This window comes from Kineococcus deserti (genome assembly GCF_050871945.1).
Lineage (GTDB): Bacteria > Actinomycetota > Actinomycetes > Actinomycetales > Kineococcaceae > Kineococcus.
On sequence record NZ_JBJLSI010000019.1, the window covers coordinates 78,538 to 94,337 of the forward strand.

Here is a 15,800-nt window from a genome sequence, read left to right on the forward strand (position 1 = left end):
GCGCGGTCACCGTCGGCTCCGCGCGCAGCGGCGGGGTGAACGCTGGTAGCGGGCCAGGGCGCTGAGGAGCAGACCGGTGGCGATGGCGCCCAGGGCCAGAGCCAGGGTGGGTCCCAGTTCGGCTCCGGTGCGGGCCAGGCGCGCCGGCAGTCCCGACATCGAGCCGGTACCAGTTGTCGATCCGCGTCCGGCGGCCGGGGTGGCCCATCCCTGGGCTGCCTGCGGAGGCGGCATCCCCGGCAGGCCCACCGCGATGGGGCGCACCTCAACCGCGGGAGACGTCGATGTGGACGTGGAGGCTGAGGAAGGGGCCGAGGTGGGTGTCGAGGTGGGCGCTACCGGCACGGAAGGTTCCGACGTTGCTGACGACGGGGAACCAGACGGGGGAGTGGACGGGGAACTCGAGGGGGGATTGGACGGGGAACTCGAGGGGGGAGTGGACGGGGAACTCGAGGGGGGAGTGGACGGGGAACTCGAGGGGGGAGTGGACGGGGAACTCGAGGGGGAGTTCGGCTCCGGGGTGGGTGCGATCGTGGGGTGAGGACTCGGCGTCGGGGCGTTGGGGGCAGCGTGGGTGGGCACCGGGGTCGGGATCGGTCCGCTGGTCTCGTCCCCGGAGGCGGTGAGTCCGATGCCGACGCGTCCAGAGGCGCCCTGCAGGTCGGCCGAGGCGTTGTCGGGCAGGTACAGGGTGACCAGAACCCACTGGGAGTCGGCCAGGGAGATGTGCCCGACCGGCACCATCGTCTCGGCCGCCACGTCAGCCAGGCGCTGGGGGTCGAGCAGCTGCAGCAGGTTGCCCGGGCAGCGTGCGGGTTTCGTCAGCCACCGCTGGTCACAGGTGCGGACCTGGATCCACAACCCGTCGGGGCGGGTGACCAGGGCGCCTTCGGAGGCCACCTGCAGATCCAGCGTTCCGACCACGCCACCGTCCAAGGTGGCGCCGATCTCCCAGTGGATGCGTCGGCCCGGGGCCAGCGTGGCCGGTCCGTGACGGGTGAACTGTGAATCCAGGTGCAGCTTCGGCGGTGCCGAGTCAGCAGCCGGGGCTGCGACCGCAGCGGGGGTGGAGACCAGGAAACCGGCAGCGTGGGTCAGCACGAGACAGGCGATGACGCCGACGCGCAGGAGGGATCGGAGGCGGGGTGGGAACCCGCCGGCGGGAACGGTGCCGGATTCTTCGTGATGATGCATCCGATCCACCTCCTTCTTCTGGTGCAGAACGTTGCCGCGGTCTGGTGTGCTCGTTGGTGAGGCTTGCTCAGTGGTGGGCGCGGATGCGGGATGGGGATGTCGCGGCCGGCCAGAACGTCCACGTCACCAGGGCGCCGACGAAGAGCGTGGTGGCGCCCAGAGCCAGTGGGGAGCGGGCCTGGTTGATCCAGTTCCCCAGCCGGGCTTCGGAGATGACCACGCGGCGCACCTCGGTGACCGGGTAGGGCGTGGGGTCGGCGCTGGCGTTGGCGTCGCCTTTGAGGGTCAGCAGTCGGGAGGAGACTGTCCCCTGCGGGTTCGGCGCGATGCTCACGACGCGGTGGGTGACCGGCAGGGCGTCGGGGCGCGCCACGGTGACCACGTCACCGACCTGCACCTGGGTCGCGGGTACCGCGCGGACGACGGCCACGGCTCCGGCGGGGATCGCCGGGCTCATCGAGCCGGTGCGGAACATCACCAGCGTGATGTCGCAGAACACCGCCGCGCCGATGGCCAGCAGGCAGATCAGGCCCCCCAGCGCTGCCACCGTCAGCACCGCCTCGCGCGCCCAGTGGCGCAGCCCGAACCGCCCCGAGGCGTTCTGCGCTGCAGTGTCGGGTACTTGGGTGTCGTGGCTCAGCTGATCCACCTGTTCCACGTGGCCCGTGTGGTGGGTGGTCATCGCGTGCTCGTCGTGCAGGCTCATGCGAGGGTGGCGTCATACTTCCAGAACAACTTGGCCGCCTTGTTCTGGGTGGTGTTGTCCGCGCTGGCGGGCAAGGTGATGGCGAAGCACACGTCGACGGCGGTGCCGGCGCTGCCGGTGCTGCCGGCTGCCAGCGGGATGCGCTGACCGGCGACGGTGCCCAAGGGCGCGTTCACGACCTGCTGGGCGGTGATGTTGCTGGGCAGGGTGAAGGTGCTGGCGGTGCAGCCGGCCTTGTCCACTCCGGTGACCACCGTGTACTGCAGGGCGTCGTACAGCGTCTGGGCGCCGGCGGGGGGGTTGGAGCCCAAGGTGGCGCCGTTGAGCTGGATGAACCCGGCTTCGGAGCCGGCCTTGGTGCGCAGTTGCATCGGGGCGTAGACCGTCTTGCCGGGGATGAGGTTGGCGGCATCGACGGTGAAGTTCAGCTGCCCGGCGTTGGTCTCGTCGGCGCCGTCGCGCCACAGTGCTGCTCCGGAGGCGCCGTTCCAGACGTTCTGCTCGATCTCGAAGCTGGCGGTGGCCATGTCCCCGCCGCCGTCGGCGCCGCCCCAGACCCACTCGGTGTCGGTCCACGCGGCCAGGGTCACCGAACCCCCGACACCGAGGACGAGACCACCGGCGAGCAGGGCCCGGGTCTTGGCCCAGCGGCTGGCGGAGCGTCCGCCTCGTCCATGGGCGCGGCGGGCCCGAGGGCCGGGCGTTTCAGTTGTTTCGGTGGCGCGGTGCATGCCCGGGGTCTGGGGATCGTTCACAACGCTCTCCTGTCATGTACGGCTGCCAGGTTGGTGTCGACTCCTGCTGGAATGGACCTGGTCCCTGCGGCCATCACTAGTTGCCTTAACTAGTACTTCGGCACCCGGTTTCACTACTTGAGCTGATCGGGTGAGGCCGAACGAAAGCCTTGCTGGCGTGCCCGGCCTCAGCCATGCACGCGGCTGGCGGCGGTCGACGAGAAGGCAGGTGCTCCAGCCAGGCCGCCCGGCTGAGACAGGTGGGAGTGAGTCAGTGATGCGCTGCCACTCGTCAAGAGTTCAAGGAGGCAGGCCGGAACGCCGATGCCAGCAGCACACCGCGGGCTCGGGCGGCAGGCACTGACGCACAGCGCCAAGGGTGCGTCGGCGGCTTTCGGCTGCGATTGTCAGAGTGGTCCATGCGCGTGGTCGCGCAGGTCGTTGAGCAACAGCGACTCAGCTCGGAGGCGGGACGCAGGCCAAGACGCAGGGGAAGACGTAGGTCAAGACGGAGGCAATGACGTGCACGAGACCGACGAGGCGCTGGCCAGCGCGTTGTGGCCGCACCTGCTGGAGGCCATCGCCGCCGGGGACCGTCGTGTCTACCTGGAAGCGCGCAGCGGGGAGCGCGTCGTGCTGCTGGCTGAGTCCGAGCTGCTCCGGCTGGAGGGCGAGCTGCGCAGGCTGCAGCAGCACGTCGCCCCGGCTCACACCGCTCCGGCGGTCAACCGGCTCACCGCGCGTGAGGCCGAGACGCTGCAGTTGGTGGCTGAAGGCCTCAGCGGCGCACAGATCGCCGACCGGCTGCAGCGCTCATCTCACACCATCGCCCAGCACTTGGCCACCATCCGCCGCAAGTACGGCGTGCGTAGCAGCGCGGCAGCCGTCGAGGCCGCCCGCCGGGCCGGCCACCTACCCGATACCGGGCACCTGCCTGACACCGGACACAAGCCCGGGTAGGCCAGCGACCGGCATCGGTCGGCTCGCCGCCTGCCCTCCGGCGGAGCGCCAACTGTGCAGTCCTCGCTGCGGACAGCCCGGCGGGGGATGGGCACTGCACCGCACTCGACCTCCGACACGAGCACCACGTACTGATCGCGGCCACCGTGGGTGGCGCCGGGACCGGCGTGCCCTCAACCTGCGTGGTCCCCATCGGCTGGACCCCGAAAGGGGGCCTAGCTCACCGGGGCATGCGTGCACAAAGTTGGTTGCAGGTGGACACCACACGCCGCACCGCTCCACCATGGACCAGGGCGAGCGGGGCTGCGCGGTGCGAGCACTACGCACGCCTTCGCAGGCAGCGAACAACTCAGGGGCAACATGAGCACTCCGCGGGCGCGTCAGTCCCGTCAAGCCCGTGCGCGCGGGATGCGCGATGCGTTGTACGAGATGTGGGGCGATGACATGCCTCCCACCGTCGATCCCACCTTGTCGATCTTCACCGATGCCGTCCTGATCGACGATGAGCGCGGTCGAGACCAGGGCTTGCTCGTCCAAGGCGATGACCTGACCCACGAGGTGCTGATGCAACTGCTGGACCGTGCCGGCCCGTCCGCATGGCGGCTGCTGCCCCCGGCTTTGGCCGCCGTGCTCGCTGCCCGCAGCGGGGAGATCACGGATTTGGAACTGAACAATTCCCTCTCGATCGGCGTGGAGGCCACCACCGACCTCACCGACGCCGGCGCCGGTCTGACACTCCTGGGTGGCCGCCCGGGCAGGGCCTCGGTGGAGCCGGGCTGCGTCCACAGTGGGGTGCTGCTCGATCCGGATACCGGGGCCTGGGAACTGCAGTACCGCAGCCGGATGCTGTCCTGGGACGCGCAGTGCGCTGCTCTGCTCGACGTGCATCCCGTGGCCGGGGCCACGTTGCAGGACCAGCTCGAGCATCATGTCCACCCCGACGATCGTGATCGCATCGCCGAGGCCCTGACCCAGGCCTGCAGCACCGGGCAGCGCTACGAGCAGCGTTACCGGACCCGCATGAGCGACGGTAGCTACGCCTGGCGTCTGAGCAGCGGACGCGTCATCGCCTCCGACACCGAGGGCGGTCCCCGCATCGTCGGCGTCATCGCCGCCTTGCCGAGCTGAAGGCGCACGTCAAGGCCATCAAGTCGGCGCCCGCCGTGCAAGACGGTACCTGCCGCGGATCGCGGGATGACCGAGCGCAGCGTGGGCTCGGGTCACGTCCAGATGGAGCCCGGAGCACCGGCATCTGGAGAAGGCCGCCGCCGGGCACGGCACGACGCTGACCGGGGTGGCGATCCGGTGGGTGGGGCGGTGGTCGCCTGGAGCGCAGCTGTTCCGCCGGCGATGACCGACCTGACCCGCCGGGAGACCAGGCGGAAGGCCGGGCGGTGACCAGCAGCCGTGCAGCGCATCCGGGTTGAAGACCACCCCGCCGGCACAGTGACCTGACACTGAAGCGTCATGGCTCCCGCCGGCTTTCCGCTGAGCAGGTGGGCAAGGGGAGCCACCGAGCCCGGCCTGGAGGCTTCGGCGCTGGGGCCGGCTGCGCAGCGACCTGCTCGTGCGCGTTCAGCAAGCCGCCAGCTGCCGTGTGTTCGTAGCATTGATGGTGAGGCCCGCCGGAGCATTCCGGCGGGCCTCACTCATGCGCCGGAGCGCAGCTCGCGGACAGCCTCCAGGAAGTCCCACAGCGCCTGGGGGATGACGTGCCCGATGCCCGCCCGGGTGAGGACCTGGTCGATCCTGATCCCTGCCAGCACCAGGTCCAGGGCCATGTCCTCGGGCAGCAGATCGATTTCCGTCAGTTGCAGGGCGCGGGCCCGGGTGACCTCATCGGCCTGGAACCACCAGCTCTCCACCGCATTCTGCTGCTTCATGGTGTTCCCTCGGCGGCCTGCATGCCCGTAGCACTACGGGAGCCGATGACACCGCGGAGGTCACTTACGGACTGCGTCACCGTAACGGCCGAGTGTTGCGACAACCCGTATCGGTTCTCTGCGCTGCGTGTGCCTCAGGAGGTCACCAACCGTGCGCTGCCTGACTCAGACCGTGAGCGGAATCGCGGCCGGGTGATGATCAGATTCAGCCGGTGCCGGTAGGAGTCCCGACTCGGTGAAGTGGAGTCCACGAGAGTGGTGTGCGACGGGGTCGTGATCAGCGCGCCTGACACGTAGAAGGCGGCCACCGCGTGATGCTTCGAACTGAGTTCCCGCTCAAGTCGAAGAGGACACCGCGATGACCGCCAACCCCATGATGGACCCTGCCCGCTTCTTGGACGAACACCTGTCCCAGGCCAGCCCGGACCTGATGCGCACCATGCTGCGCTCGTTCATCGACACCCTGATGTCGGCCGAGGCCGACGCCGTCTGCGGCGCCGAGTACGGCACCACCAGTCCCGACCGGGTCAACACCCGCAACGGCTACCGCCACCGCGACTTCGACACCCGCCTGGGGACCATCGACGCCGCCATCCCCAAGCTGCGCCAGGGGTCGTACTTTCCCGACTGGCTGCTGGAGCGCCGCCGCCGCGCCGAGCGGGCCCTGACCACGGTGGTGGCGACCGCCTACCTGCTGGGCGTCTCGACCCGCCGGATGGAGAAACTGGTCGAGACCCTCGGCATCACGCGGTTGTCGAAGTCGCAGGTCAGCGAGATGGCCAAGGATCTGGACGCCGAGGTCGAGGCGTTCCGCACCAGAAGACTCGATGCTGGTCCGTACACGTTCCTCGCCGCCGACGCGCTGGTGATGAAGGTCCGCGAGGACGGCCGCGTCGCCAACGTCCACGCGATGTTGGCGGTCGGGGTGAACGCCGATGGGCACCGGGAGATCTTGGGCCTGCAGACCTCCTCGGCTGAGGACGGCGCCGGCTGGTTGGGGTTCTTCCGCGATCTGACCGCCCGCGGCCTGAGCGGTGTCCGGCTGGTGACGTCGGACGCGCACGCCGGGCTGGTCGCTGCGATCGGCGTCACCCTGCCGGGCGCGTCGTGGCAGAGGTGCAGGACGCACTACGCCGCCAACCTGATGGCCCTCACGCCGAAGACGTCCTGGCCTTGGGTGAAGACGTTGCTGCACAGCGTCTACGACCAGCCCGACGCCGACTCGGTGCACGCTCAGTTCGATCGGCTGCTGGATGCGGTGGAGCACAAGCTGTCGAAGGTCGCCGCCCACCTGGATGCCGCCCGCGCCGACGTGCTGGCGTTCACCAGCTTCCCCAAGGAGGTGTGGCGGCAGGTCTGGTCGAACAACCCGCAGGAGCGGTTGAACCGGGAGATCCGCCGCCGCACCGACGTGGTGGGGATCTTCCCCGACCGTGACTCCTTGATCCGCCTGGTGGGCGCGGTGCTGGCCGAGCAAGACGATGAGTGGACCGAAGGCCGCCGCTACCTGGGTCTGGACTTGCTGGGCCGTTGCCGGCTCATCCCAATGCCCGGCGGCGCGGAGACCACCGGAACCACCGAGACCGTTGCGGAGGTGAACTCCGAGCTCACCATGCAGGCCTTGACGGCCTGACCGCACGAAGCATCCCGAGGAAACCGTCGTACACCACCTTTGGGGACTTGACCGTTACCCAGCGGTGCGGCGCCCGGCGCGGGAGTCAGGTGAGTCACCGATGGCCCCCAGACCCTAGGAGCTGCACGACGTCGCGGTTGGTGCGTCCGACCTCTTGCGGAACTACTGCCACCCACCCCCAATCGCTACCAGCGCCCACGAGGCTTCTCTTGGCACGCGACGGCTCTCAGCGCCTGCCAACGAGCCGCTGCGGTGTGGATGGCCGCTGTCTGCGGACCCAGCAAGCCGGCCTGCATGCCAGTGCGGCCCGAGTAAGGCAGCCAGTCGTGCTGGGTGGGCTGGCTCGGTCATGGCCGACGACTACGGTGAGGTCTGTGGTGAATCAAGGATCGGGACTTGATCCGTTGTCCCTGCTGGCGCTGCATGTGCATGCGCAGCCAGGGGTCTACGCGCTGCTGCTGGGCTCCGGTGTCTCCAGGGGCGCGGACATGCCCACGGGGTGGGGCGTCATGCAGGAGCTCGTCGCCCGAGTCGCCACCGCTAATGCCCCCGCTGACCCCACGGCGGGTGAGAAGGCCCGCTCTGATCCGAAGCAGTGGTGGAGTGAGCACCGCCCCGGGCAGGAGCTGAACTACTCCGACTTGCTGCAGGCGCTCGGTCCCTCGCCGGCAACCCGCCGTGACCTCTTGGCCGGCTTCTTCGAGCCCACGCAGGAGGACCTCGCCGACGGGCGCAAGGCGCCCAGCGCTGCGCACCGCGCCATCGCAATGCTCGTGCGGCGCGGCTACATCCGCGTCATCTTGACCACCAACTTCGACCGCCTCACTGAGCAGGCCCTTGCCGATGTCGGCGTGCACGCGCAGATCATCAGCCGTGCTGAGCTGGTGGCCGGGATGACACCCCTGCAACACGCTGATGTCACCGTGATCAAGCTGCACGGCGACTACGTCGAGCAGGACATCCGCAACACGGTCAGCGAGCTGGCGGACTATCCCCAGCCGTGGCTGGAGCTGCTCCAGCGCGTCCTGCGCGAGTACGGCCTGCTGATTTCCGGCTGGTCCGGCGAGAGCGACCATGCTCTCGTCGCGGCGCTCAAGCAGGATCCTTACCGCCGCTACCCGCTGTACTGGGACGGGCGTAGCAGCAAGGGGCGCGTTGCCCAGGACGTGCTCGCGCAACATACCGGGCAGGAGGTCCCGGCGGCGTCTGCCGACGTGCTCTTCACTGGCCTGCTCGAGCAGGTTGATGCCCTGGAGCGCCTCAGCGAGCCGCCCGTGAGCACGGCCGTGGCTGTGGCGCGGCTCAAGCGCTACCTGCTGGAGCCGACCCGGCGGGTGGACCTGCATGACCTCATCCGATCCGGCACCGAGCGCGCCGTGCAGACCATCAACGCCCAGCCGTGGTCCCAGCAGAGCCTGGATCCGGCAGGGATGCAGCAGATCATCGAAGACCTCACCGCGGGCAGCGATTCCCTGCTGCGCCTGGTGGCCGCCGGGGTCTACGACGACCATGCAGGGCTCCACGACGACCTGTGGGTCGAGGCCGTGCAACGGTTGCTGACCGCCGGTAGGCACCGCACTGGTCCGCAGGCGGTTGCGGAGCTGGTCAACCTGCGGCACCTGCCAGCCCTGCTGCTGATGCGCACCGCGGGGCTGATCGCCGTGCACACTGGCCGCGAGGACACCCTCTTGAACCTGGTGCGACGCCCGAGGTGGCGTGACCCGGCTCAACCTGCGGTGTTATTGCGCGCCTTCGAGGGGCTGCACGACCTGCGAGTCTTCAACATCGACTCGATCCGGAGCCTGCCGCGCTGGCGCGAGCAGGAACAGGGGTCCAATGGTGAGTTGGATTACCCGATCAGCGCGCTGCTGCGCGCTGATCTGCGTGAGCTCGTACGTGAGCAGATCCCTGAAGCAGAGGACTACGTCACCGCCAGCGATGGTTACGAGTACCGTCTGGCCCTGCTGCAGCAGCTGCGCCAACCCGCCGGCGCTGACCTGCCTCCCGCCGCGGGCCTGTTCATCGCTGAGCCACGGTGGACCGCACGCACCGAGGGGCGCCCCATTGCCGAGGTGAACTTCCGCACCGCGACGACACCCCCTGACGCTTCCCGGGCCGGCGCATGGAGCGACCTGCTCGACGTCGCCGGGGGAAGCCTCTTCGAATCGACGCTGAGCGAGCTGCGGCAGTACTTGCGCAGAGTACGCGAGCTGCCTCACCGCTGAAGGCGGTCCTGCTTTCCCGGGGCCGGGCTGGCGGGTGAGACGGGCTGCAACTGTTCCTTCGGGGTGGCGGTGAGTCGATGTACTCCGCGCTCCCGGTCCCTTCGGTGCCCCGGCCCGAGTTCACGTGGAGGGCGAACGTTTATCACCGGTCGGTGGCGTGATCAGATTGAGTCTGCAGCGCGGACCCGGTCTTGCGGTCAGGTGGCAGGCACCTCGATGACGGATTGGATGGGCGTACTCACCAGCGTGCTGATGGCGGCGTAGAGGTCGACTGGCTGCGCGGTGCTCAGCGTCAGCATGAGCGAGTACCGGATGGAGTGGTCGCGTCGGTCGCGTCGTTTGCTGTTCTTCCACCAGCCACCGATCGGTGTGATCGCGAGCATGCCCATGTCGGCGAGTTCGGGACCGGTACCACCTTCCCAGTCGTCTTGGTGGAGGGATCCGACGTCGCGTCCCTGGGGGCCGAAGAGCCAGCGGTCGCTCGCGGAGCCGGGAGTGGAGCCGCGTCCTTCTTCTTCGCTGCGCGATTCACGATTGATGCGGTCGACGAAGGCAGCTTCGTCCTCGAGGGGACGCTTCAGCTTGAAGCGCAGCCCGTGGGAGGAGTAGGCGTAGCGGCCGCGCCAGCCGCGGCGGGAGGCGTTGGGTTCGATGAAGTAGGACAGGGTGACACGCAGGTCTACGCGGGCGGCCCCCAGGGCGCGCAGTTCTGCGGCGGGCCAAGGGAAGCGGTGCAGACGGAACTCACGCGCGCTGTGGTCGGGGCCGGTGAAGGGGATGAACTCGTCCTGCACGACGAGGGTCACTGCGTTGTCGACGGAGTTCAGGAGGGCCGCGGGGTCGGGGATGCCCCAGCCGTAGCGTCGACGGACGCGGGACTTCGCCGTCAACGTCTTCTCCGCGTCGATCTGCTGGCGCATCGGCGGTGTCCACCGGGCGGTGTGCGGGATGAGACCGCGGACGGTCTCGGGCCAGAAGTGCGGGTAGCGCTGCAGCGTCAGGGCACCGAGGCGGGCGACTTGGGCGGTCGCCGCGCTGGTGGCGTTGGCTGAGCTGACGCGGTCGTTGGCGCCGGGGTGGGTCGTGCGCAGGCCCATCTCCGGGTGGGCGTCGTCGAGGTCGTACCCGTTGGTGAGGTAGTTGCCTCCCTCGCACACGACGTCGGGGGCGGTGGGCCATCCCGTTCGTGGGAAGCGGTGACCGGTGCGGCTGTGCGGGGAAAGCTCACCGGCCGTCGCGAGGGGCCACCAGCTGGCGAAGCTTGGGTCCACGGGTGCGGTGGTGATCGAAGTGGAGGCCCCGACGCTCAGCACGTTCCAGGCCTGGCTGGGGTCCTGGGCGGGGGAGAGGTCGCACTGGTCGCGGTAGTCCATACCGGCACGGTGGTCGATACCCGCCACGTTGCCCGCGGACACGACGAAGAGGCGGGCCGCCTCCGCGGTCGGCTTGTCGATGATCTCCAGCTGACCGCGGGAGTGGTCAATTCGGATGCCGGCTCCGGCCGCGAGGGCGTCCAGGGACGCCGACCACAGCGTCGGGCGCCCGGGCGCAGCGTCGGAGGGTGCAGTGATCGGTAGGCAGAACACCCGAGACCGCTCCGGTCTGGTCACCTCCGGCATCGCCACCGCCGATGCGGTGACCGTTCCGTAGGTCACCGGCGGCAGCGAGGTGGGGGCGTCGGGAAGGATCTTGACTGCCTCCAGCCGGTGCACCAGGGGTACGGGCTGAGAGCTGGCGAGGAACGCGTCCAGCTCGTCCCCGAACAGCCCCAGGCCGGCCATGAGCGTCCCGTGCCTCTGCCGGTCCACGGTGTCCGTCCCGACGGCGGGGACGACCTGGTTGTCACCGGGATCGAGGGAACCGGCGAGTAGGTCGTGGTTCCCGTGCACGCCGGTGTCCAGGTGGCAGACGGCGGGTGCCTCAAGCGGAGCGGGCGTGATGCGGCCGGCGAGGTCGGCGACGAAGTCGTGTTGCTCCTCACGAGTCAGGTCCTCGATGGAGCCGACGAGGGAGGCTCTGCGCACCTCGGCGAGGGGGACGGAGGTGAAGGGAAGCTCCGACAGAGTGTTCCACTCAGCGGCGAGCAGAACGACGATGCGCCCGGAGAACATGGTGACGGTTCGGTGCACGACCAGGTTGCGTCGGGTGGCCCACGAACGCAGGAGTCCCTCAGCGTCTTCGGAGGCGTTCAGCCACAGTTCCCAGACGTGCGGGCCGGTGCGGGGCGGTTCTCCTTCGGATCGCCACAGGTCGTCCAGGATGGCGCGCCGAACGGAGCCCATGTTGGCGACGAGCGCGTTGTGCTTGGGCGCGCCGGACTTGGTGTCCTCGCTGATGTAGCTCTCGAGAAGGGCGAGGAAGGTGGCGCGGTGCTCGTCCGCGATCCACACTTCGGCTCGTTCTGGCTGCTCGTCGGTAGCGTCGGCGACGGACAGCAACCGCCACCGCCCGTCCGCGCGGTCCAGGGACTCCAGCTTGAGCGGGAACTCCCCGGAGTACGCCTGGATGACGACGACCGACCCTTGCGCCCGCAGGTCCTCGTCGAGGTCTCGCGTCCGGTCCACACGCGCCGCCTCGACGTCGGCGAAGGCGGTTGTGCTCGCGGCGATGAGCTGCTGACCGTGCGCTGCACGATCGCTCACCACGCGTGGTGGGCGCGAACCTCCACTCCCCGGCTTGTACGGGGAGGCCTCAGCGGTGCCCGCGACGAGCAGGTGGGGCCGCAACGACTCCTCAGGCAAGGCCGACCCGGTGACGCGCTGACAACGCGAGCTGGAGGTCGCTGGTGCTGACGACTGTCCCACTGGTCAGGAGGAGCTTTTTCGCTGCGGCTTCGCAGGCTGCGACCAGATCGGCGTGGCTCAATCCCTGAGCATCCTGGGCCAGGGTGTCCCAGTCGATGTCGGCGCCGAGTCGCCCCAGCCGCCTGTGCATGATCATCCAGGCATGATCCGTAGTCGGAAGGGAGTACGTCAACACCACGTCGAAACGGCGGAACAGGGCGTGGTCGAGGAGGGAGCGGTGATTCGTAGCCGCCACGACGATGCTCTCAGGACTAGCGCCTTCCAGGAACACCAGGAAGGCATTGAGGATGCGTCGTGCCTCGCCGACGTCGTTGCCTCCGCGATCAGCGCCCAAGGCGTCGAACTCGTCGAAGAGGAAAACCGCCCGGTGATCGGCAGCGCTGTCGAAGAGCACCCGCAGCTTGCTCGCTGTCTCGCCGAGGTAACGGGAGAGGACGCTTTCGAGCCGGACGGTGAGCAGGGGAAGCGACAGCTCGCTGGCTAGGACAGCGGCTGTCATCGTCTTGCCCGTGCCGGGGGGGCCATCGAGGAGCAGGCGGTGCGCGGGGGTGTACCCGTGCTCGAGCAGACGCCGGCGTTGCCGTTGCTCGAGGATCACCTGACGAAGTTGATCAAGAAGGTCCGGGGGGCCGATGAAGTCCTGCAGGGACACGTCGGGATAGCTGGCCACCACGAGCTCGGCCAGCTCGCCGCGGGGCTGCGCGATGGGGACAGCCCTCGTCGTGCGCAGCGGCGATGACTCTTGCGCCGAGTCGATGATCTTCTTCAGGTCAGCCGCGACCTGATTGTGGCCTCGGCGTGCCGCTGCAGCAGCTGCCTGCAGCGCCACTGAGTAGAACGACGCGTCGTCCCCCTGGGCGTGGCTACGCACCAGGGCCTTGAGGTGCTCACCTGACCCGGACATGACCTCATCTTCTCACTGGAACGGGGACCGCCTGCGTCCGCGGGCGGCCTTTGCTCAAAGTAGTCAGGAGGAGCTTGGGCGCTCTGCAGGCTCGCCGCGTTAGGCGTAGAGCTGCAGGTCAGGGGCCGGGAAGGGCTCTGAGGCTGGTGCACCAGCAGTGACGGCTGCACTACGCGGCCCTGTGGGCGGGCTAGCAGCTGGCTACCGCTGCGGAGGCCGACGCCGCAGGTGTCTTTGCGCGAGCATGCGGTGCGTCAGCTGGCATCCCAGTTCAGCTGGGTCTCGTTGGCGTGAATGATGGCGGCTGCCTGGAGAAGGGTGGTGAGCTCCAGGTCGCAGGCATTGCAGAGGTGATGGAGGTCAGTGAGCAGTTCGACGAGGGCTTGCTGCATGTCGTCGGTGTGGCTTCGGCTGACGCGGCTGTGCACCTGGAGGGCTTCGGCGGCGTAAGTGGCGCGCTGGGCGTTGGTGTGGCGGGCTCGAGCAGCGCGGGTGGCGGGGTCTTCGCTGTCTGATCCGGCGTTGCTCAGGTCGGTGACGTTGGCGCTCGCGGAGGGGGGGCTGGGGGTCTGGGTCATGGCGGGTCCTTCGGTGGGAAGTCCAGGGATGGGGTGCAGGGCTGGGGCCGCAGAGGTGGGCTTCCGGCTTAGCTGACTCGTTGGCGGTGTCCGCGAGCCGCGGCTGCGGCCTGATGCTTTGCCTGCACGTGGCGGGCCCGTTGGGACGGCCTCTGAGGTGACTGAGCTGGTGCTCCGCTGAAGCGAATGCTCGGGCCGGCAGGGCCGGGCCGGTCTGTCAGGTGGTGCGGTGCTGTATGGGGTGGGTGACGATAAGGGTGAGGTGGGGACTGGTGTCGTCGAGCCCGGTGGCGGGGTCCTCAGCGATGGCTCCGCGGCTGAAAGCGGGCGCCAGGTGAAGCCCCTGCGGCTGCTCGTGCTGCGACTCGTGGTGCTGGTTGGCTGGGGGTCGGGCGAGGGCAGCGAGGTGGCCGCTGCCTATCGGTGAGCCGGTCCCGGGCTGGGGGATGGGCTCGCTGATGAGTCTGATCACCGGTGCGGAAGGCTGGGCGGTGGTGGAAGCGCTGCGGTGGGCGGCCTGCAGTTGAGCAGCCCATAGTTGAAGGTCCCGCTGCGCGGCGTCGAGGTGGGTAGCAAAAGCGGCGGCGTAGCCGGCGAGGTAGCCGAAGAGCGCGGCAGCCGGGACTGCGGCCAGGAGCAGGAGGGCGCGTTCGCTGGTCTTGGCCGGGGCGAGCAGGGGCATGAGGGTGAGGGTGGCGAAGGAGGTCAGTGGGCTTGCCCCGGTAGGCCCAGCTGAGCGCGCCGGCGCTGCGTGTCCGCGTCAGTCGACGTCAGCTGACGAGGACTCCTGCGCGCTGATCCCAGCGCCACACCAGCGCACCCATCCTGGCGTGGACCTCGCAGGCTCCTTCGTGCCCTGCCGGGAGCGGACACTCCACGCGGAAGCCGTCCATGCCGGCCTCGGCGCGTCCGCTGAGCCATGCCTCCTGGGACTGCAACGCGTCCGAGCCGACCCTCAGGTCCTCCTGCAGTCCGGGTTCTGGTGCTGCGTCGAAGGCGCGCAGCATCCGCACGGCGGCGACCAGGTCGGCGACCGGGCCGCCGGGGACTTCTGGGACCCACCGGCTCGCGCCGCAGCGTGGCCCGAAGGGGGCCCCGGCCAGCAGGACCGGCCGTTTGTCCGGCGCTCGGTGCGTCGCGGTGACGTCGACTCCTGGCTCCCACCCGCCGCGGGCGGAGGCCACCAGGTCCTCGAAGGAGGTTGAGACGTCGAGGATTTGACCTTTGCGGGTCTTGGCGTACCAGAGGCCGTAGCGTTCCATCCCCGGTTCGTGGGCGGTGCGTGGAGGTGGGGGGCCTGCGGCGGCGATGCGCCGCTGCAGGCGACTGTCTTGCTCCCGGCGGGGATCCCAAGCACGCACGGGCACCAGGATGCGCCACGGTCGAGGCGGCGGGGAGCGCACCCGGTACCTGGCGTCCTGCTTGGGCGGCCCACTCAGGTGGTGAACCGCGACGTGGTCCGATCCAGCGAGTTCAACCTGGGGCTACTCAGCTGCCGGCCGTGTATGCCCGCCGCCGCGCGAAAGCGTCGGTGGACTCACGGCGCTGATCAACCTGCGTTTGGGGGTGGCGACGCTGCTCACCCACGCCGCCGCCACCGCTGCCCGTGGCGACGCGCTCGTTGCCCATCTGGCCGCCGGCTCGTGGGCGGGGTCGGCAATACGTAGAAGTTGAAACTGCGGAGTATGTGCGGTGGTTCAACGAGGAGTGTCTGCACTCCTCGATCAGGTCCGTTTCGCCCGCCAAGTTTGAGCAGACTCGTTGCAGCACTGAGGAGACGACGATCAGCTGGTAGCATCAGTGGCTGAACCCAGCCTCCTGTGACCCTAGGACGGTTCAGCCTTCCCCGACTATGACAAACACTGACGCCTGCACTCAGCAGGGGAGTCACGCCTCGTTCAGGGCGTAGTTTGCGGTACCGATCTAGCCGCGCAGCGGCGTGAACTTGTAGGTGCAGGCTGAGGAGTTTCGCCCGAGCGCAGCGAGGTGAAACTCCGGGGAGAGTTAGTCGGTGATCGGGGCCCCGGAGCGCAGCGAGGGGGTACGGAGTTTAGTCGTTAAGACTTACTGCAGTGCAACGGTAGTCGCGGCGGGAGCGCGCAGCGCGAGCGCTGGTTTTCGAGCGAAGCGAGGAAACCCCGGGTCGCTTCAGCGACCCGTTTGGCAGCGAGGCGGACAG

Annotated in this window: 13 protein-coding genes; 4 read left to right on the forward strand and 9 right to left on the reverse strand. The window is 69.0% G+C overall.

Annotation, left to right across the window (positions count from 1 at the left end; translation table 11 throughout):
- Positions 1-6: 6 nt before the first annotated feature.
- The 3 genes from ACRYR2_RS15280 to ACRYR2_RS15290 all read right to left on the reverse strand — a co-directional run bounded on the left by ACRYR2_RS15280 (position 7) and on the right by ACRYR2_RS15290 (position 2,655).
- On the reverse strand, positions 7-159 hold the full coding sequence (locus tag ACRYR2_RS15280) for a hypothetical protein (RefSeq protein WP_432563739.1): 153 nt from the start codon (positions 157-159) through the stop codon (positions 7-9).
- Positions 160-1,261: 1,102 nt separating this feature from the next.
- Entirely contained in the window at positions 1,262-1,900 is a 639-nt protein-coding gene (locus ACRYR2_RS15285; RefSeq protein ID WP_432563740.1) for a signal peptidase I, read from the reverse strand.
- A complete protein-coding gene (locus ACRYR2_RS15290) occupies positions 1,897-2,655 on the reverse strand; it encodes a SipW-dependent-type signal peptide-containing protein (protein ID WP_432563741.1) in 759 nt (252 codons plus the stop codon). Before ACRYR2_RS15290 ends, ACRYR2_RS15285 begins: the two co-directional genes overlap by 4 nt.
- Positions 2,656-3,156: 501 nt before the next feature.
- On the opposite strand from ACRYR2_RS15290, the gene ACRYR2_RS15295 reads away from it, so the two are divergent.
- Complete coding sequence (locus tag ACRYR2_RS15295) at positions 3,157-3,594, forward strand: response regulator transcription factor (protein WP_432563742.1); 438 nt, start codon at positions 3,157-3,159, stop codon at positions 3,592-3,594.
- Between the two features lie 444 nt (positions 3,595-4,038).
- Positions 4,039-4,722 carry a PAS domain-containing protein gene (locus ACRYR2_RS15300; RefSeq protein ID WP_432563743.1) on the forward strand — a complete coding sequence of 228 codons (684 nt, stop codon included), beginning with the start codon at positions 4,039-4,041 and terminating at the stop codon, positions 4,720-4,722.
- 521 nt (positions 4,723-5,243) lie between these two features.
- On the opposite strand, the gene ACRYR2_RS15305 is transcribed toward ACRYR2_RS15300, so the two are convergent.
- On the reverse strand, positions 5,244-5,477 hold the full coding sequence (locus tag ACRYR2_RS15305; protein ID WP_432563744.1) for a hypothetical protein: 234 nt from the start codon (positions 5,475-5,477) through the stop codon (positions 5,244-5,246).
- A 358-nt stretch (positions 5,478-5,835) separates the two neighbouring features.
- Between ACRYR2_RS15305 and ACRYR2_RS15310 the strand changes: the two genes are divergently transcribed.
- Both ACRYR2_RS15310 and ACRYR2_RS15315 read left to right on the forward strand, forming a co-directional pair.
- Positions 5,836-7,110 (forward strand): IS256 family transposase, encoded by a 1,275-nt coding sequence (locus ACRYR2_RS15310; RefSeq protein ID WP_432563745.1) that lies wholly within the window; start codon positions 5,836-5,838, stop codon positions 7,108-7,110.
- Positions 7,111-7,484: 374 nt separating this feature from the next.
- On the forward strand, positions 7,485-9,335 hold the full coding sequence (locus ACRYR2_RS15315) for an SIR2 family protein (RefSeq protein WP_432563746.1): 1,851 nt from the start codon (positions 7,485-7,487) through the stop codon (positions 9,333-9,335).
- A 197-nt stretch (positions 9,336-9,532) separates the two neighbouring features.
- On the opposite strand, the gene ACRYR2_RS15320 is transcribed toward ACRYR2_RS15315, so the two are convergent.
- From ACRYR2_RS15320 to ACRYR2_RS15340, 5 genes are all read right to left on the reverse strand, one after another.
- Positions 9,533-11,977, reverse strand: a complete 2,445-nt coding sequence (locus ACRYR2_RS15320; RefSeq protein WP_432563747.1) for a S8 family peptidase — start codon at positions 11,975-11,977, stop codon at positions 9,533-9,535.
- Positions 11,978-12,068: 91 nt separating this feature from the next.
- Positions 12,069-13,043: an AAA family ATPase gene (locus ACRYR2_RS15325; RefSeq protein WP_432563748.1), complete on the reverse strand. Its 975-nt coding sequence runs from the start codon at positions 13,041-13,043 to the stop codon at positions 12,069-12,071.
- A 254-nt stretch (positions 13,044-13,297) separates the two neighbouring features.
- Positions 13,298-13,621: a hypothetical protein gene (locus tag ACRYR2_RS15330; protein WP_432563749.1), complete on the reverse strand. Its 324-nt coding sequence runs from the start codon at positions 13,619-13,621 to the stop codon at positions 13,298-13,300.
- A gap of 217 nt (positions 13,622-13,838) precedes the next feature.
- The gene (locus ACRYR2_RS15335; protein ID WP_432563750.1) at positions 13,839-14,303 is read right to left on the reverse strand and encodes a hypothetical protein; all 465 of its coding nucleotides are present in this window, start codon (positions 14,301-14,303) and stop codon (positions 13,839-13,841) included.
- A gap of 88 nt (positions 14,304-14,391) precedes the next feature.
- Complete coding sequence (locus tag ACRYR2_RS15340) at positions 14,392-14,883, reverse strand: hypothetical protein (protein ID WP_432563751.1); 492 nt, start codon at positions 14,881-14,883, stop codon at positions 14,392-14,394.
- Positions 14,884-15,800 lie beyond the last annotated feature (917 nt).